15 protein-coding genes are annotated in these 16,624 nt (G+C 70.3%); 11 read left to right on the forward strand and 4 right to left on the reverse strand.

Translation table 11 applies throughout. The features are described from left to right. Positions 1-57 precede the first annotated feature (57 nt). From QN141_06705 to QN141_06720, 4 genes are read right to left on the reverse strand one after another with little or no spacing between them, the layout of a single operon-like run. A complete protein-coding gene (locus tag QN141_06705; GenBank protein MDR7558160.1) occupies positions 58-1,101 on the reverse strand; it encodes a branched-chain amino acid ABC transporter permease in 1,044 nt (347 codons plus the stop codon). A 4-nt stretch (positions 1,102-1,105) separates the two neighbouring features. Next, the gene (locus tag QN141_06710; protein ID MDR7558161.1) at positions 1,106-1,987 is read right to left on the reverse strand and encodes a branched-chain amino acid ABC transporter permease; all 882 of its coding nucleotides are present in this window, start codon (positions 1,985-1,987) and stop codon (positions 1,106-1,108) included. Positions 1,988-2,017: 30 nt separating this feature from the next. Beyond that, positions 2,018-3,973, reverse strand: coding sequence for an AMP-binding protein (locus QN141_06715; protein ID MDR7558162.1), 1,956 nt, complete (start codon positions 3,971-3,973; stop codon positions 2,018-2,020). Between the two features lie 2 nt (positions 3,974-3,975). After that, positions 3,976-4,749: an ABC transporter ATP-binding protein gene (locus QN141_06720; protein ID MDR7558163.1), complete on the reverse strand. Its 774-nt coding sequence runs from the start codon at positions 4,747-4,749 to the stop codon at positions 3,976-3,978. Positions 4,750-4,820: 71 nt separating this feature from the next. Between QN141_06720 and QN141_06725 the strand changes: the two genes are divergently transcribed. The 11 genes from QN141_06725 to rpsU all read left to right on the forward strand — a co-directional run bounded on the left by QN141_06725 (position 4,821) and on the right by rpsU (position 16,572). Further along, on the forward strand, positions 4,821-6,074 hold the full coding sequence (locus QN141_06725; protein MDR7558164.1) for a phenylacetate--CoA ligase family protein: 1,254 nt from the start codon (positions 4,821-4,823) through the stop codon (positions 6,072-6,074). 533 nt (positions 6,075-6,607) lie between these two features. After that, positions 6,608-8,329: a biosynthetic-type acetolactate synthase large subunit gene (gene ilvB / locus QN141_06730; GenBank protein MDR7558165.1), complete on the forward strand. Its 1,722-nt coding sequence runs from the start codon at positions 6,608-6,610 to the stop codon at positions 8,327-8,329. Continuing rightward, on the forward strand, positions 8,322-8,825 hold the full coding sequence (gene ilvN / locus QN141_06735) for an acetolactate synthase small subunit (GenBank protein MDR7558166.1): 504 nt from the start codon (positions 8,322-8,324) through the stop codon (positions 8,823-8,825). The genes ilvB and ilvN overlap by 8 nt, the downstream gene beginning before the upstream one ends. A 62-nt stretch (positions 8,826-8,887) precedes the next feature. Then, a complete protein-coding gene (gene ilvC / locus QN141_06740) occupies positions 8,888-9,913 on the forward strand; it encodes a ketol-acid reductoisomerase (protein MDR7558167.1) in 1,026 nt (341 codons plus the stop codon). A gap of 1 nt (position 9,914) precedes the next feature. Further along, on the forward strand, positions 9,915-11,486 hold the full coding sequence (locus tag QN141_06745) for a 2-isopropylmalate synthase (protein MDR7558168.1): 1,572 nt from the start codon (positions 9,915-9,917) through the stop codon (positions 11,484-11,486). Continuing rightward, a complete protein-coding gene (locus QN141_06750; GenBank protein ID MDR7558169.1) occupies positions 11,477-12,763 on the forward strand; it encodes a 3-isopropylmalate dehydratase large subunit in 1,287 nt (428 codons plus the stop codon). The genes QN141_06745 and QN141_06750 overlap by 10 nt, the downstream gene beginning before the upstream one ends. A 4-nt stretch (positions 12,764-12,767) precedes the next feature. Beyond that, complete coding sequence (locus QN141_06755; protein MDR7558170.1) at positions 12,768-13,277, forward strand: 3-isopropylmalate dehydratase small subunit; 510 nt, start codon at positions 12,768-12,770, stop codon at positions 13,275-13,277. 32 nt (positions 13,278-13,309) lie between these two features. Beyond that, on the forward strand, positions 13,310-13,453 hold the full coding sequence (locus QN141_06760) for a hypothetical protein (GenBank protein MDR7558171.1): 144 nt from the start codon (positions 13,310-13,312) through the stop codon (positions 13,451-13,453). A 9-nt stretch (positions 13,454-13,462) separates the two neighbouring features. Beyond that, positions 13,463-14,530, forward strand: a complete 1,068-nt coding sequence (gene leuB / locus QN141_06765) for a 3-isopropylmalate dehydrogenase (protein ID MDR7558172.1) — start codon at positions 13,463-13,465, stop codon at positions 14,528-14,530. A 2-nt stretch (positions 14,531-14,532) separates the two neighbouring features. Beyond that, the gene (ilvD, locus tag QN141_06770) at positions 14,533-16,284 is read left to right on the forward strand and encodes a dihydroxy-acid dehydratase (protein MDR7558173.1); all 1,752 of its coding nucleotides are present in this window, start codon (positions 14,533-14,535) and stop codon (positions 16,282-16,284) included. 114 nt (positions 16,285-16,398) lie between these two features. Continuing rightward, positions 16,399-16,572, forward strand: coding sequence for a 30S ribosomal protein S21 (rpsU, locus tag QN141_06775; protein ID MDR7558174.1), 174 nt, complete (start codon positions 16,399-16,401; stop codon positions 16,570-16,572). Positions 16,573-16,624: the final 52 nt, after the last annotated feature.

A 16,624-nucleotide genomic window follows, 5' to 3' on the forward strand; every position in this document is an offset into this window, starting at 1 on the left:
TGGTAGCGGGGCCGGAGGGAAATTTCAAGTCCGGTCGGGAGCTCAACAGTTGGGAGCTCAGTAACTAAACGGCCACAGATCCAGCAGCCGTTTGAGCTTGCGGGCCAGCGCCGCCAGCCCGCCCGGTTCCCAGATCAACAGCAGGATGAGGATGCCGCCGAAGACGATCTCCCGCAGCGGGGTGGCCACCTTGGCAAAGGATGGGAGGATGGTGACCACCGCCGGGGTGATGATTTTCAATCCCTGGGAGAGGCTGATGACCAGGGCCGCCCCCAGGTGCGGCCCCCAGATGCTGGTCAGCCCGCCCATGACGATCATCGCCACGTAGTCGATGGAGGTGACGATGGTGAAGTGCTCGGGGGAGATCAGCCGGTTGTAGTGCGCCCACAGGCTGCCGGCGAGGCCGGCATAGAAGGCGCTCATCCCGAAGGCGAGCGTCTTGGAGGCCAGGAGGTTGATCCCCATGACCTGCGCCGCGTAGTCCCGGTCGCGCACCGCCATCAGGGCCAATCCGACGCGGGAGCGGATCAGATTCGCCGCGAACACCCCGCTGACCAGCCACACCGCCAGGAGCAGGTAGTAGAACTGGATCTCGCCGCGCAGCACCCAGGGACCGATCCGCGGCGCGCGCAGGGAGATGGCGCCCAGCCCCTGGCCCACGGCGTGGATGATCGTGTACTCGGTGAGGAATTGAAAGGCCAGGGTGGCGATGGCTAGGTACAGGCCCTTGATTCGCAGCGACGGCAGGGCGACGATGGCCCCGCAGGCGAAGGCCAGCACCCCGGAGAGGGGCAGGGCGGCCAGGAAGGGCAGGCCGTAGTTGCCCGTGAGCACGGCCGATCCGTAGGCGCCGATGGCCATGAAGGCGGCGTGGCCGAGTGAGATCTGGCCGGTGAAGCCGGTGAGCAGGCTCAATCCGGTGGCGCCGATGGCGAAGATGCCGATGGTGGTCAACAGAAAGATGAAGTGCCCCAACCAGAAGGGGGCGAGGATCAGGGCGGCGACGAGAAGGCCGAACCCCCAGCGGTAGAAGGCGGTGTCCAGCAGGGCCATATCCTGCCGGTAGCTGGTTTTGAAGTCGCCCGCCGGACGGACCGCCATGGCGCTACAGCCGCTCGATGTGCTCGGTGCCGAACAACCCGTAGGGCCGGATCATCAGCACCAGCAGGATGATGATGAAGGCCACGATCTCCTTGAACCCATAGATGATGTGGGCGTCGATGTACCCGCCGACCGTGGTCTCGATCACGCCGATGAGCAGTCCGCCCACAATGGCGCCCGGGATGCTGTCCAGCCCGCCCAGGATCACCGCGGCCAGGGCTTTCAGCCCGACGAAGCCCAGGGCGAAGTTCACGCCCAGCCACAGGCCCAGCAGGACGCCGCCCACCGCCCCGGCGATCGCCGCAAAGGCCCAGGCGTAGGCGAAGACCCGGCGGAGGCTGACCCCGAGCGTGCTCGCGGTCAGTTGCTCGTTGGCCGCGGCGCGCATGGCGATCCCCACCAGCGAGTAGCGGAAGAACAGCCAGAAGACCAGGAGCAGCGCTGCGGCCGTGGCCGCGCTGTAGATGCCGACCCGCTGGATGGCGATGCCGGCGATGACCGTGACGCCCGTAGGCAGCCCGGCGGCGAACTGCCGGGTGTCGCCGCCCCACAGCCCGACCATCACCCCGCGCACGATATACCCCAGGGCCAGGGTGACGATGATCACGGAGAGCAGGGGCTGTCCGAAGAGCGGGCGCATGATGGCCCGCTCGATGGCAAAGCCGAGGATTCCGGCGGCGAGCAGGGTGACGAAGACGGCCGCCGGGAAGGGCAGGACATGGCTCAGGGCGATGGCCAGGTACCCGCCGAACAGCACCAGCTCGCCGTGGGCCAGATTGAGGATCTTCGTGGATTTGTACAGGAGGGCGAAGCCCAGCGCAATCAGGGCATAGATGCTGCCCACGGCCAGCCCGTTGATCAGCCCACCCAGGAAAAACTCGATCACGGCGAACGCCCGCTCACGGCACGACCCCGGTCACGGGAGGTCCCGGATCGCCAGGCGCGTGCGCACTTCTCCGGTGCGGCCGTCTTCGTAGCGGATGGTGAAGACGGCGTCGTAGTGGGGCGCGTCGGAGCACAGCGCGGCGACCAGGTCACGGTAGCGGTCCTGGATGAAGCTGCGGCGCAGCTTGCGGGTGCGGGTGAGCTCGTCGTCGTCGGGGTGGAACTCTTTGTACAGGGAGAGGAACCGCCGCAGGCGCCATTCCGGGCGGAGGCGGCTGTTCACTTCGGCCACGAGGCCCTGCAGCAGGTCCAGCACCTGGGGCTTCTGGGAGAGGTCGGCGTAAGAGGTGTAGGCGATGCCGCGATCTTCCGCCCACTTCCCCACGCTGCGCATCTCGATATTCAGGATCGCGGCCAGCGTGCGCCGATCGGGCCCCAGGACGACCATGGCTTCCTGGATGTAGGGGGTGAACTTCAGCATCGCCTCCACCACCCAGGGGCTGATGCGGGTGCCGTCGGCCAGGACTAAGACGTCGGACATCCGGTCGAACATGATCACGTCGCCGCTGGGGTCCAACGTGCCGTAGTCTCCGGAATAGAGCCACCCGTCCCGGAGGGCCCGGGCCGTCGCCTCCGGGTTGCGGAAGTAGCCCTGGAAGAGGGCCGGGCTGCGGCTGACGATCTCCCCCTCCTCGGTCACCCGGACCTCGGTGTTCGCGATGGGCGAGCCCATGGTCCAGAAACGCACCGCCCCGTCGCGGTGGACGCAGGAGATGCCGGCCATCTCCGTCTGGCCGTAGATCTGCTTGAGGTTCACCCCCAGGGCGTGGAAGAACTTGAAGTAGTCCGGCCCCAGCGGGGAGCCCCCGTTCCAGGCCACGCGGAGGCGGGCGAAACCGATCTTGTCCAGCAGCGGCCGATACACCAGCCAGCGGGCGAGACTCCGCTGGACCCGCAGCCACCACGACACCGGCTGCCCGTCGGCCCGGCGTTCCACGATCCGGCCGCCCACGCCCAGCCCCCAGTCGTACACCTTCCGGCGCAGCCAGCCTGCATCCAGGATGCGGACGGTGACCGCGGTGTGCAGCCCTTCATAGATTCGCGCCGGGGCAAAGGTGAACCGCGGGGCGATCTCCCGGAAGTCGCGCTGCGCCGTCTCGGGCTCCTCGGGAAAGTTCACCGTGAACCCCACCAGCTGGTGGAGGGACACGGAGAGCATCTGCTCGCCGATCCAGGCGAAGGGCAGGTAGCTGACGAACTCGTCGTCGACGCCGATGTGCGACTCGACGGCGTGGAAGTTCAGCCCCTGACTGATCAGGTTGGCATGGGAGAGCATGGCCAGTTTCGGCAGCGCCGTGGTGCCCGAGGTCTGGCAGAAGATGGCGACATCCGTGGCCCGGCCCTGGTCGATCTCCTCGTCGAACCGCCGGGGGTCGGCCTGGTGGCGTTCCCTGCCACGGCGCAGGACCTCCTCGAATCGGAGCAGCATCGGGTGGCGGTAGCGCCACATCCCCCGCCAGTCGTCCACGATGATGAACTCGACGCGGCGCAGTCGGCCCAGCGCGTCGAGGACCTTGTCCGTCTGCTCCTGATCCTCGCAGAAGACGAACCGGGCCTCGGAGAAGTCAATGAGCTGGGCCAGCTGCTCCGACAGGCTGTCCTGATAGAGTCCGTAGGAGATCCCCCCCACGGACTGGGCGCCCAGCGCCGCGTAGTACAGCTCCGGACGGTTGTCGCCGACGATGGCCAGGACCTCGCCGCGGCGGAATCCCAGGGCCTGCAACCCCAGCCCGAAGTCGCGCGCCGCGTGGAAGTAGCGCCGCCAGGAGATGGGCTGCCAGATCCCCAGGTCCTTCTCCCGAAACGCCGTCCGATCGCCGAACCGCTCCGCGTTGTGCCGCAGGAGCTTGGGCAGCGTGTCCAGTGCCCGCGGGAGCCCGGATGGGCTCGGGACGCTTCGGGGGTGCTCGAGGAGGGCGCGGGCCATCGTCAGGCGAGGGCCTCCGTGCCGATGTAGGCGCGGATCACCTCGGGGTGGCGCTGGATCTCGGCCGGGGGGCCTTCCGCGATCTTCCGGCCGTAGTCCATGACCATGATCCGGTCGCAGAGGTCCATCACCACGCCCATGTCGTGCTCGATGAGGATCATCGGGAGGTGGCGCACTTCCTTCAACTCCAGGATGTAGCGCGCCATGTCCGCCTTCTCGTCCACGCTCATCCCGGCCATGGGCTCGTCGAGGATCAGCAGGGCCGGTTCGGTGGCCAGTGCGCGGCCGAGCTCGACCTTCTTCTGGAGACCGTAGGACAGATCGGCCACCCGGGCGTCGCGCACCGCTTCGATCTCCAGGAAGTCGATGATCTCCTCCACCGCCGCCCGATGGGCGATGTGCTCCCGCTGGGCCGGGCCCCAGTAGAGGCCGCAGGCCAGTACGCCCGAGCGCATCCGGATGGCGCGACCGGTCATGATGTTGTCGAGGACGGTCATCCCGGGGTAGAGCGCGATATTCTGAAAGGTGCGGCTGAGGCCCAGCTGCGCCCGGACGTGGGGGGGGAGCCCGGAGATCTCGCGGCCGCGGAAGGTGATCCGTCCCCGCTGCGGGCGGTAGAAGCCGTTGATGCAGTTCAGGACGCTGGTCTTGCCGGCGCCGTTGGGACCGATGATCCCGAAGATCTCACCGTCCAGGACGTCAAAGCCGACGTCCTGAACCGCCTGGATGCCGTGGAAGCTCAGGTGCAGGTGCTCCGTCTGCAGGATGGCCTCCATGGCGTATTGCCCAGTAATTACGGCCGGGGGGAGGAGGCTTCCTCCACCGCTCCAGGGAAGAATCCCGTCTGATGGGCGGACACGACGCGTCGTTCTACAGGGCGTCGGAAGGGCGCCCGCACGCCGAGCGTCTGCGGGAGCAGGAGGGGCGCCTGCGGGCAGTGCTGACGCAGGCTTTTGACGTCTCGGCGGCCATCCGGCACGCCCTGGCCACGGCCGGGCTGTCCCCGCGAACCATCACCCTGGCCGACCTGCCGCGGCTACCGCTGGTGCGCAAGGATCGCCTGCCGGCGCTGCAGGCCCAGGCCCCGCCCTTCGGCGGATGGCTCGGCGCGCCCCCGGCAGAGCTGCGCCGCATCTTCGTCTCCCCGGGACCGATCTACGACCCGGAGGGCCGGGAGCCCGACTACTGGGGGTTCGCTCCGGCCCTGCACGCCGCCGGCTTCCGCCGGGGCGACGTGGTGCTGAACGCCTTCTCCCACCACCTCACCCCCGCCGGCGCCATGTTCGAAGGGGCACTGGAGGCGCTGGGCTGCGTGGCGGTGCCCACAGGGGTGGGCAACGTGGAGATCCAGGCCAAGACCGCCATCGACCTGCGGGCCCGGGGATTCATCGGGACCCCGAGTTTCCTGGCCACGGTGCTGGCCAAGCTCGACGAGCTGCAGGCGGCCTCACCGCTGGCCCTGGCCTTCGTCTCCGGCGAACCGCTGGACGAGGCGCAACGGAACGACCTGGAGCGCCGGTTCGGGCTGCGGATCAGCCAGGGCTATGCCATCGCCGATCTCGGTCTGATCGCCTACGAGTGCCCCGAGCGCCGCGGCCTGCACCTGGACGACCGAGTCATTGTGGAGCTGGTCGATCCCCGCACGGGCACGGCGCCGCCCCGCGGAGTCCCCGGGGAGGTCGTCGTGACCTTCCTCAGCCCGGTCTATCCGATCCTGCGCCTGGCCACGGGCGACCTCTCGCACTTCGCCGACGGCGATTGCCCCTGCGGCCGTACCGCGCCGCGGCTGACGCGCATCGAGGGACGCATCGGGGAGGGGGTCAAAGTCCGCGGCATCTTCCTCTATCCCCACGACCTGGAGCGGGCGCTGGCCCGCTTCCCCGAGGTCCGCCGGTACCAGGCCATCGTCACCCGCGAGGGACTGCTCGACGAACTGATCGTCCGCGTGGCCGGCGATGCCCCCGACCGCGAGGCGCTGGCCGGGCGGATCGCCCAGAGCGTCTACGAGGCGACGCGGCTGCGGGCCACCGTCGAAGTGGTGCCGCCCGGGGTGGTCTGGCCGGAAGAAAAGAAGATCGTCGATCGACGCCCCGCGTCCTGAGCGGCCACCGAAGGGAGGGCCACCCTGTTGACAAGAGCACAGGGGTCCGGTAGACTTCCCTTCAAGTTCCAGAAGAGGAAGTGCGCCTAGGGTTCCACGGCTTCACAAGAGCCGGTCGGTCCAAGCGGCGCAGGCGGCCGGGCGCGGCCGCTACACCGTCAGGATAAAAGCCTGAGGGATAGGTTCCTCCAGAATCTATCGCTCAGGCTTGTTGCTATCCGGGTCCGGTGAGCGGATCCGGTGCCGTGATTGCCGGGCGATGACGGGAAGCAGTAGACGCCGGCGGGCGCTTTCCAGAGAGCCGTGGGGGGTGGAATCCGGCAGCCGACGCCGCGTCGAACTCGTCCCTGAGCCGCGACGCCGACCCCTGACCGGCTAGGCGTCGCCGGCAGCCGCCGTTACCGGTGCGAGTGCCGGCGGCTCGGTCCTGAGGACCGGTCGCTGGAACTAAGGTGGTACCGCGGGAGCACCCGCCCTTAGGGTGTCTCCCGCGCTGTGTTTCTTGCGGCCTACAGGGCCGGGAGGAGAGTGTCATGGCCCGTCAGATCGAGGCAGCACCGGGCAGGCGTGCCCTCCGCGCCAGGACGATGACCGGTGCGCAGATCCTGGTGGAGGCGCTGCGGCGGGAAGGGGTGGAGATCATCTTTGGCCATCCCGGCGGGGCCTCTTTGCCGATCTACGACGCCCTGTACGATGCGAAGGACATCCGCCACATCCTCGTCCGCCACGAACAGGTGGCCGCGCACGCCGCCGTGGGCTACGCCCGCGCCTCCGGCCGGGTCGGGGTCTGCACCGCGACCTCGGGGCCCGGCGCCACGAACCTGGTGACGGGCATCACGGACGCCATGATGGACTCCATTCCGATCGTGGCCATCACCGGTCAGGTGCCCCGGCCCGTCATCGGCAACGACGCCTTCCAGGAAGCGGATGTTACCGGCGTGACGATGCCGATTACGAAGTGGAACCACCTGGTCCTGGAGGTGGGCGATGTGGCGCCCTCCGTGCAGCGCGCCTTCTACCTGGCCCGAACGGGGCGGCCGGGCCCGGTACTGGTGGACCTCCCGCGCGACGTCCTGCAGGAGAGCGCCGTCCCGGCCTTCCTCGACGGCATCCCGGTTCCCGGATACCGTCCGGTCCTCGACGGCAACCCCAGGCAGATCGCCGCGGCGGCGGAGCTGCTGGCGACCGCGACGCGGCCGGTGATCTATGCCGGCGGAGGGGTGATCAGCGCCGGAGCCAGCGCCGAGCTGACGGCGCTGGCCGAGCGCACGGGCATTCCCGTCACCCTCACCCTGATGGGCAAGGGGGCGATGGACGAGACCCACCCTCTGTGCCTGGGGATGCTCGGCATGCACGGGAGCGTCTACGCCAACTACGCGGTGCACGAGGCCGACGTCATCCTCGCCGTCGGCGTGCGCTTCGACGACCGCGTGACGGGCAGGCTGCGGGATTTCGCCCCCCGGGCCCGGTTCATCCACATCGACATCGACCCGGCGGAGATCGGCAAGAACAAGCCGGCGCACATCCCCATCGTGGGAGACGCCTCCCGGGTTCTGGCCGCCCTGGCCTCTCAGGTCCGCGCCCCCCAGATCGACGGCTGGTGGGCACAGATCAACACCTGGCGGCGGCGCTACCCGTTCCGGTACCGGCAGGGCGAGGCCACCGTCAGCGCCCAGTACGTCTGCGACCAGCTGAACCGGATCACCGGCGGCGAGGCCGTCGTCACCACCGATGTGGGACAGCACCAGATGTGGATGGCGCAGTGGTACCGGCCGCGCGGGCCGCGCCGCTTCATCTCCTCGGGTGGGCTCGGCGTGATGGGGTTCGGGTTCCCGGCGGCCCTGGGGGCGAAGTTCGCCTGCCCGGAGAGCCTTGTGGTGGCGGTGGTGGGGGACGGCGGCTTTCAGATGACGATGCAGGATCTCAGCACCGCCGTCGAGTACCGAATGGCTCTGCCGATCATCGTCCTGAACAACGGCGCCCTGGGGATGGTGCGCCAGTGGCAGACCTTCTTCTACCGCGACCGGCGGTCGGCGTCCATCCTGCGCAACCCCGACTTCGCCCGCGTGGCCGAGGCCTTCGGCGCCCGCGGGATCCGCGTGGAGCGGCCGGAGCAGGTCGAACCCGCGCTGCGCAGCGCTTTGGCCGTCGAGGACGGGCCGGTGGTGGTGGACATCCGGTGCGATCCCGAGGAGAACTGCCTGCCCATGATCCCTTCGGGCCAGTCCGTGGCCGAGATGATCATCGATGAGTGAGGTGGAGGCGGCCGTGGCCACGATCAGCGTTCTGGTGGACAACAGCCCCGGCGTGCTGGTGCGTGTCGCGGGCCTGATCCGCCGGCGCGGCGTGAACATCCACAGCCTGTCTGTGGGCCCGACGGAGAACCCGGCGATCTCGCGGATGACCATTGTCGTGGACACCCCGCCCGAGCGCACGGAACAGTTCGCCAAGCAGCTGCGCAAGCTCGTCGAGGTGCGGCGGGCGACCGCGGTGGACGGGGCGGCCACGGTGGACCGCGAGCTGGCCCTGGTGAAGGTGAACGCCACGCCCGGCACGCGGATGGAGATCATGGAAATCGCCAACGTCTTCCGGGCCAGCGTGGTGGACCTCACCGACCGGACGATGACCCTGGAGGTCACCGGCAAGGGCGAGAAGATCGACGCCATCCTGTCGCTGCTGGCCAAACACGGCATCCGGGAGGTGGCCCGCACCGGCCAGGTCACGCTGGTCCGCGGCGCGCAGGCGACCTAGGGCGAGCGCCGAGGGCGCACCGGCCCCTTGGCGGACACGCCCATACCGCAAGGAGGTGGAAGATGGCCAGGATCTACTACGACCAGGATGCGCCGCTGACCCCGCTGGCGGGGCGCACCGTGGCGGTCATCGGATACGGCAGCCAGGGCCACGCCCATGCCCTGAACCTGCGGGACAGCGGAGTGAACGTTGTGGTGGGGCTCTACCGGGGGAGCGCCTCCTGGGCGAAGGCGGAGGCGGAGGGGCTGACCGTGGCCGCCGTGGGCGAGGCGGCGGCGCGGGCCGACGTCGTGGCGATGCTGGTCCCCGACCACGTGCAGCGCACCCTCTACGACCAGGAGATCGCCCCGCACCTGCGCCCGGGGCGGACGCTGCTCTTCGCCCACGGGTTCAACATCCACTACAACCAGATCCAGCCTGCGCCCGACACCGACGTGGTGATGATCGCGCCGAAGGCTCCCGGCCACCGGATGCGGGAGCTGTTCGTGGAGGGAGCCAGCGTCCCGGCGCTCCTGGCCGTCCACCGGGACGCCTCGGGACAGGCCAAAGCCACCGCGCTGGCCTATGCCCGGGGGATCGGCTGCACGAAGGCGGGCGTCATCGAGACGACCTTCCGCGAGGAGACGGAGACCGACCTGTTCGGGGAGCAGGCCGTGCTGTGCGGCGGGATCACCAGCCTGATCAAGGCGGGCTTCGAGACCCTGGTGGAGGCGGGATACTCCCCGGAGATTGCCTACTTCGAGTGTCTGAACGAGATGAAGCTCATTGTCGACCTCATCTACGAAGGCGGGTTTTCCTACATGCGGTACTCGGTGTCCGACACGGCGGAGTACGGCGACTACACCCGCGGGGGGGCGGTTATCGACCAGCACGTCCGCGAGGCGATGCGCCGGATCCTCCGGGAGGTGCAGGACGGCACCTTCGCCAGGGAGTGGGTCCTGGAGAACCAGGCCGGTCGGCCCGCCATGACGGCGTACCGTCGCCTGGAGGCGGCGCACCCGATCGAGGAGGTCGGCCGACGCCTGCGCGCCATGATGCCCTGGCTCCGCCGTCGGGCCGCCTCGCCGGAACCGGTCGGAGCCTCCTGAGATGCACACGGTGCCGCGGCCGGTGCGCCCGGAACGGGTCTGGATCTTCGACACGACGCTGCGCGACGGCGAGCAGTCGCCGGGGTTCTCCATGAGTGCCGACGAGAAGGTGGAGATGGCGCGGCAGCTGGCGCATCTGGGCGTGGATGTGATTGAGGCGGGATTTCCCGTCTCCTCCCCGGGCGAGTTCGAGGCGGCGCGGAGGGTGGCCCAGGAGGTGGCGGGACCGACGGTCTGCGTCCTGGCCCGGACCGCGCCCGGGGATATCGAGCGAGCCTGGGAGGCGGTGCGGGAGGCGGAGCGTCCCCGTATCCACACCTTCATCGCCACCTCGCCGATCCACATGGCCCGGAAACTGCGCATGAGTCCTGAGGCCGTCCTGGAGTCGGCCGCCGACGCCGTGCGGCTGGCGCGCCGGCTGTGTCCGGAGGTGGAGTTCAGCGCGGAGGACGCCACGCGATCGGACGTCGAGTTTCTCTGCCGCGTCTTCGAGGCGGCGATCAACGCGGGGGCGGCCGTGATCAACATCCCGGACACCGTCGGCTACGCCCAGCCGGAGGAGTTCGCCGCGCTGGTGCGGACCCTGATCGAGCGCGTCCCCGGCATGGAGGCGGTCACGGTCAGCGTGCACTGTCACGACGACCTGGGCCTGGCCACGGCCAACACCCTGGCCGGGATCCGGGCCGGCGCCCGGCAGGTCGAGGGCACGATCAACGGCATCGGGGAGCGGGCCGGCAACGCCGCCCTGGAAGAGGTGATCATGGCGTTGCATACGCGCGCCGACCGCTACGGCCTGACCACAGGCGTGGACACGACGCAGATCGCCGCCACCAGCCGGCTGCTCTGCGCCCTCACCGGCATCGAGGTCCAGCCCAACAAGGCCGTGGTCGGGGCCAACGCCTTCGCCCATGAGGCAGGGATTCACCAGCACGGGGTGCTGATGGATCGGGCCACCTACGAGATCATGACCCCCGAGTCGGTGGGCCTGCCCGCCAACCGGCTGGTCCTGGGCAAACACTCTGGCCGCCACGCGCTGGCCGCGGTGCTGGAGGCGGCGGGATTCCGGCTCAGCCGGGAGGAGGTGGACCGCGTCTACCGCCGGTTCAAGGAGGTGGCCGACCGGAAGAAGACGGTGCTGCCCGAGGAACTCGTGGCGCTGGTCGAGGATGACCTGGCCGCCCCGCCCTCCACCTGGGAGCTGAGCGGCTTCGAGGTGACGACCGGCAGCGCCCGGAAACCCTCGGCGGTGGTGGCGCTCACCTCCGGCGGCCGCCGCATCGAGCGGACGGCGACGGGAGACGGTCCGGTAGACGCCATCTTCGCGGCGATCAACGACATCGTCGCCATGAGGCCGGCGCTGGTGGACTACACGGTCCGCGCCGTGGCCGGCGGCGCGGAGGCGGTGGGCGAGGCCGTGGCGCGCCTCCGGCTGGACGGCGCGCTGGCGGTGGGCCGCGCGAGCAGCACCGACGTCCTCGAAGCCAGCGCCCGGGCCTATCTAGCGGCGATCAACAAGCTGCTGGCCCGCCGCGCGGCATCCGTGGTCCCGGGAGGGTCCCGCGCGTGGGCATGACCATGACCGAGAAGATCCTCGCCGCGCACAGCGGGGTCCCCTCGGTCCGCCCGGGAGAGATCGTGGACTGCCGGGTCGATTTCGCCTTCGCCAACGACATCACCGCCCCCCTGGCCATCCAGGAGTTTCAGAAGATGGGCGGCGAGGCCGTCTTCGATCCCGACCGGGTGGCCTTCGTCCTCGACCACTACGTCCCCAACAAAGACATCGCCTCCGCCGACCAGGCCCGCATCACGCGGGAGTTTGTGCGGGCCCAGGGACTGCCCCACTTCTACGACGTCGGCCGCGCCGGCATCGCCCACGTCCTCCTCGCCGAGGAGGGCTTTGTCGGTCCGGGCGACCTCTTCGTCGGCGCCGACTCCCACACGTGCAACCACGGGGCCCTGGGCGCCTTCGCCACCGGGGTCGGCTCCTCCGACCTGGCCGCGGCCCTGATCACCGGCCGCCTCTGGCTGCGGGTGCCACAGACCCTGCGCTTCGTCCTGCGGGGACGGCCGCGGCCCTGGGTGACGGGCAAGGACCTGGTCCTGACCATCATCGGGATGATCGGCGTGGACGGCGCGCGCTACGCGGCGATGGAGTTCGCCGGCGACGCCCTGGCCTTCCTGACGATGGACGAACGGTTCTCCATCACCAACATGGCGGTGGAGGCCGGCGCCAAGAACGGCATCATGGAACCCGACGAGCGGACGCTGGGGTGGATCGCTCCGCGCGCCCGCCGGCCGTTCACGGTGGTCCGGTCCGACCCCGACGCGGCGTACGCCGATGTGCGGACGATCGAGGTGGACAGCCTGGACCCGGTGGTTGCCGCTCCGTCGTCTCCCGGCAACGTCGTCCCGGTCCGGGAGGCGGCGGGGGTGCCTGTGGACCAGTGCTTCATCGGCACCTGCACCAACGGGCGCCTGGAGGACCTCCGCATGGCGGCGCGGATCCTGTCCGGCCGCACGGTGCACCGGGACACGCGCCTGCTCGTCATCCCGGCGACCCCCGCAATCTACCGCCAGGCACTGGAGGAGGGACTGATCCGGATCTTTCTCGACGCCGGCGCCGCGGTCAGCACATCGACCTGCGGGCCGTGCATCGGAGGACACATGGGCGTGCTCGGTGCCGGGGAGGTCTGCGTCTCGACCAGCAGCCGGAACTTCGTCGGACGGATGGGCCACAGGACCAGCCGCGTCTACCTGGCCAACGCGGCGGTGGCGGCGGCCACGGCGGTGACCGGTCGGTTGACCCATCCCGCGGACGTCGTCGGCGAAGCGGTGCCGGCCCGGGGATGAGGCGATGATCCGGCGGGGTCGGGCCCATGTCGTCGGCCACCACATCGATACCGACGTGATTATTCCGGCGCGCTACCTGGTGACCGCGGACCCGGCGGACCTGGCGCGGCATGCGTTCGAAGATCTCGACCCGTCGCTGCGCGAGCAGATCGGAGAGGGCGACATCCTCATTGCCGGCGAGAACTTCGGCCAGGGCAGTTCCCGGGAACACGCCCCCCTGGCCCTCCGGGGGCTGGGCCTCGCCGCGGTGGTGGCGGCTTCCTTCGCCCGGATCTTCTACCGCAACGCCTTCAACGTCGGCCTGCCTCTGCTCGAGTGCCCTGCGGCCGCCGGCGGCGTGCGGGACGGCGATGTGGTGGAGGTGGACTTCGGGGCCGGCACCGTACGCAACCTGACGCGGGGGGACCTCTACCGCGGCCAGCCGATTCCGGAGTTCATGCAGCGCCTGGTCGATGCGGGGGGACTGGTGGGCTACATCCGGGCCCAGCGCCGGGCGCTGCAGGAGCGGGGATAGCGCAGCCTTTGTGGCACAGAGGAGGAATATCGATGTCGGAGTCCGCATCCCGGAGCGGTGAGCGCCGGGGCAAGACGGAGTCGGAAGCGGAACAGCGCCGCGAGCCCGACGAAACCGCCGGGCCGGAGTGGGTCCTGGAGCGAATCCAGCAGACCTTCGAGACGCGCCGGGGGTGACCGCGCCCGGTGAGGATCGCCGTCCTGCCGGGTGACGGCGTCGGCCCGGAGGTGACGGCCGAAGCCGTGAGGGTGCTCGTCGCCTCCGCCCGCCGCCACGGTCTGGCCGTCGAGACCGCGGACGGGCTCATCGGGGGCGCGGCACTGGAACGGACCGGCCGTCCGCTCCCGGCGGAGACGGTGGACCTCTGTCGTACCGCCGATGCCGTGCTGCTGGGGGCTGTGGGCGGCCCACGGTGGGACGATCTGCCGGGCGACCGGCGGCCGGAGCGGGGACTCCTCGAGCTCCGCCGCGCCCTGGGGGTGTACGCCAATCTGCGGCCGGCGCGCGTCTTCCCCTCCCTGCTGGACCGGGCGCCGCTGCGGCCGGAGGTCGCCTCGGGGACGGATCTCCTCATCGTCAGGGAGCTCACCGGGGGCCTGTACTTCGGCACGCCGCGGGGCCGCGACGGGGATGAGGCCGTGGACACGCTGCGCTACCGACGCCAGGAGATCCGGCGCCTCGTTCGCACGGGGCTGGATGCGGCGCGGCGCCGCCGCCGGCGCCTGACCTCGGTGGACAAGGCGAACGTGCTGGAAACCTCCCGGCTGTGGCGGGAGGTGGTGGTGGAGGAGGCCGCCGCGTTCCCGGAGGTTGCCGTCGAGCACATGCTGGTGGACACCTGCGCCATGCAGCTGGTCCGCGCCCCCCGCGCCTTCGATGTGATCGTGACAGAGAACATGTTCGGCGACATCCTCAGCGACGAAGCCGGCGCCGTGGTCGGGTCGATGGGACTCCTCCCGTCGGCCAGCCTGGGGGAGACGCCTCCCTTCCTCTATGAGCCGGTGCACGGATCGGCGCCGGACATCGCGGGGAAGGGGATCGCCAACCCCGTCGGCGCGATCCTCAGCGCGGCGTTGATGGTCCGCCACTCCTTCCGCCGACCCGAGATCGCCGCCGAAATCGAAGCCGCGGTGGAGGCGGCGATCGCCGCCGGCGTGCGCACCCCCGATCTCGGAGGAACGGCGACCACGGCGGAGATGGGGGAGGCGGTGGTCGCCGCGCTGTCCCGGGTTGCGGGGTCGGGAGGACGGTGAAGATGGCGATGCCGGAGTGCAGGGCGGAGGTTCGCGAGCCCAGGGCGGAGGTTCGCAACTCCAGGGCGGAGGTTCACGAGCGCAACGCAGCATTCCGCGAGCACAGCGCGCGGCTGCTCGACGGGCCGGACCGCGCGCCGGCACGCTCCTACTTCAGGGCCATCGGGCTGACCGACGAGGACCTGCGCCGTCCCCTGATCGGCATCGCCAACACCTGGATCGAGCTTATGCCCTGCAACTACCACCTGCGGCGCCTCGCCGAGCAGGTGAAGTCGGGTGTCCGTGAGGCGGGCGGGACGCCCCTGGAGTTCAACACCATCGCCATCTCCGACGGCATCTCCATGGGGACCGAGGGGATGCGCACCTCCCTGGTCAGCCGGGAGATCATTGCCGACTCCATCGAGCTCGTCGCCCGCGGCTATCTGCTGGACGGGCTGGTGGCCATCGCCGGGTGCGACAAGACGATCCCGGGAGCGGTCATGGCCCTGGCCCGTCTCAACCTCCCCGCCCTCCTGCTGTACGGCGGGTCGATCGCCCCCGGAAGGTTCCGGGGCAGGGATGTCACCGTGCAGGACGTCTTTGAGGCGGTCGGCGCCTACCATGCGGGCCGGCTGGATGCGGCGCAGCTGGCGGAGCTCGAATCCGCCGCCTGTCCGGGCCCGGGCGCCTGCGGCGGGCAGTTCACCGCCAACACCATGGCGATGGCTTTTGAGGTGATGGGGATCAGCCCCATGGGCAGCGCCGACATCCCGGCCATGTCCCCGGACAAGGACGCCGCCGCACGGGAGGCCGGTCGCCTGGTGATGGGACTGCTCCGCGCCGGAATTCGTCCGAGGGAGATCATCACCCGTCGCTCGCTGGAGAACGCGATCACGGCGGTGGCCGCCTCGGGGGGCTCCACGAACGCCGTGCTCCACCTGCTGGCCGTCGCTCAGGAGGCGGGGGTTCCCCTGACCATCGACGACTTCGACCGCCTCAGCGGGCGCACGCCCCTGATCGTCGACCTGAAACCGGGGGGCCGCTTCACCGCCGTGGATCTGCACCGCGCCGGCGGCATCCGGCTGGTGACGCAGCGGCTGCTGGAGGCGGGCCTGCTGCACGGCGAGACGATCACCGCCAGCGGCCGGACGCTTGCCGCCGAGGCCGCCGTGGCCCGAGAGAGCCCCGGCCAGGAGGTCGTTCGTCCGGTCAAAGATCCGCTGGAGCCCACCGGAGGGCTGGCCATCCTGCGCGGCAACCTGGCTCCCGAGGGATGCGTGGTGAAGCTGGCCGGCTCCGCGCGCCGCACGCACCGGGGGCCGGCGAAGGTGTTCGACTCCGAGGAGGAGGCGTTCCAGGCCGTCGCCGGCGGGAAGATCCGCCCGGGAGACGTCGTCGTCATCCGCTACGAAGGGCCGGTCGGCGGCCCCGGCATGCGCGAGATGCTCGCCGTCACCGCCGCACTCGTGGGCGCAGGCCTCGGCGAGTCGGTGGCGCTGCTCACCGACGGTCGCTTCTCCGGGGCGACCCACGGCCTGATGGCCGGTCACGTCGCTCCTGAAGCCGCCCGCGGCGGTCCGATCGCGGCGCTGCGCGACGGGGATCTCATTGTCTTCGATGTGCCCGCCCGCCGGCTCGACGTCGCCCTCTCCGAGGCGGCGCTGACGGAGCGTCTGGCCTCGTGGCGGCCGCCGGCGCCCCGCTACAGCGGCGGTGCGCTGGCGAAGTACGCCCGCCTGGTGTCCTCCGCAGCCCTCGGCGCCGTCACGCGCTGATCGGGTCGACGGCCCGCTTCCGTCCCTGCTATAATGGCCTGAGTCGCCAACCCACGCCGCATCCGACGCTCAGCGTTCTCGGCGGGCGGGTGAGGTCAGGAGGGGGTGGGTCCCATGACCGAAGTCCGTGTCGGCAAGGACGAAAGCCTGGACAGCGCGCTGCGCCGGTTCAAGCGCCAGGTGAAGCGCTCGGGCATTCTCACCGACGCCAAGCGCCACGAGCACTACGAATCCCCCAGTGTGAAGCGGCGCCGGAAGGCAGCCCGGCGGCGCCGGCGGGGAGGGTAGGGCGTCCCGCCACGGCGCAGCAGGAAGGGGGACGGCGGTCCCCCTTCGTGCT

The sequence above is a fragment of the Armatimonadota bacterium genome (assembly GCA_031459765.1).
In the GTDB taxonomy this organism is placed as follows: Bacteria; Sysuimicrobiota; Sysuimicrobiia; order Sysuimicrobiales; family Kaftiobacteriaceae; genus Kaftiobacterium; species Kaftiobacterium secundum.

What these genes read in the sequence shown, in the direction of transcription:
- QN141_06715 (MDR7558162.1), bottom strand. Translation starts at nt 3,973, where the DNA reads ATGGCCCGCGCCCTCCTCGAGCACCCCCGAAGCGTCCCGAGCCCATCC.
- ilvB (MDR7558165.1), top strand. Translation starts at nt 6,608, where the DNA reads ATGGCCCGTCAGATCGAGGCAGCACCGGGCAGGCGTGCCCTCCGCGCC.
- QN141_06720 (MDR7558163.1), bottom strand. Translation starts at nt 4,749, where the DNA reads ATGGAGGCCATCCTGCAGACGGAGCACCTGCACCTGAGCTTCCACGGC.
- QN141_06705 (MDR7558160.1), bottom strand. Translation starts at nt 1,101, where the DNA reads ATGGCGGTCCGTCCGGCGGGCGACTTCAAAACCAGCTACCGGCAGGAT.
- QN141_06755 (MDR7558170.1), top strand. Translation starts at nt 12,768, where the DNA reads ATGATCCGGCGGGGTCGGGCCCATGTCGTCGGCCACCACATCGATACC.
- ilvN (MDR7558166.1), top strand. Translation starts at nt 8,322, where the DNA reads ATGAGTGAGGTGGAGGCGGCCGTGGCCACGATCAGCGTTCTGGTGGAC.
- QN141_06760 (MDR7558171.1), top strand. Translation starts at nt 13,310, where the DNA reads ATGTCGGAGTCCGCATCCCGGAGCGGTGAGCGCCGGGGCAAGACGGAG.
- QN141_06725 (MDR7558164.1), top strand. Translation starts at nt 4,821, where the DNA reads ATGGGCGGACACGACGCGTCGTTCTACAGGGCGTCGGAAGGGCGCCCG.
- QN141_06745 (MDR7558168.1), top strand. Translation starts at nt 9,915, where the DNA reads ATGCACACGGTGCCGCGGCCGGTGCGCCCGGAACGGGTCTGGATCTTC.
- rpsU (MDR7558174.1), top strand. Translation starts at nt 16,399, where the DNA reads ATGACCGAAGTCCGTGTCGGCAAGGACGAAAGCCTGGACAGCGCGCTG.
- ilvD (MDR7558173.1), top strand. Translation starts at nt 14,533, where the DNA reads ATGGCGATGCCGGAGTGCAGGGCGGAGGTTCGCGAGCCCAGGGCGGAG.
- ilvC (MDR7558167.1), top strand. Translation starts at nt 8,888, where the DNA reads ATGGCCAGGATCTACTACGACCAGGATGCGCCGCTGACCCCGCTGGCG.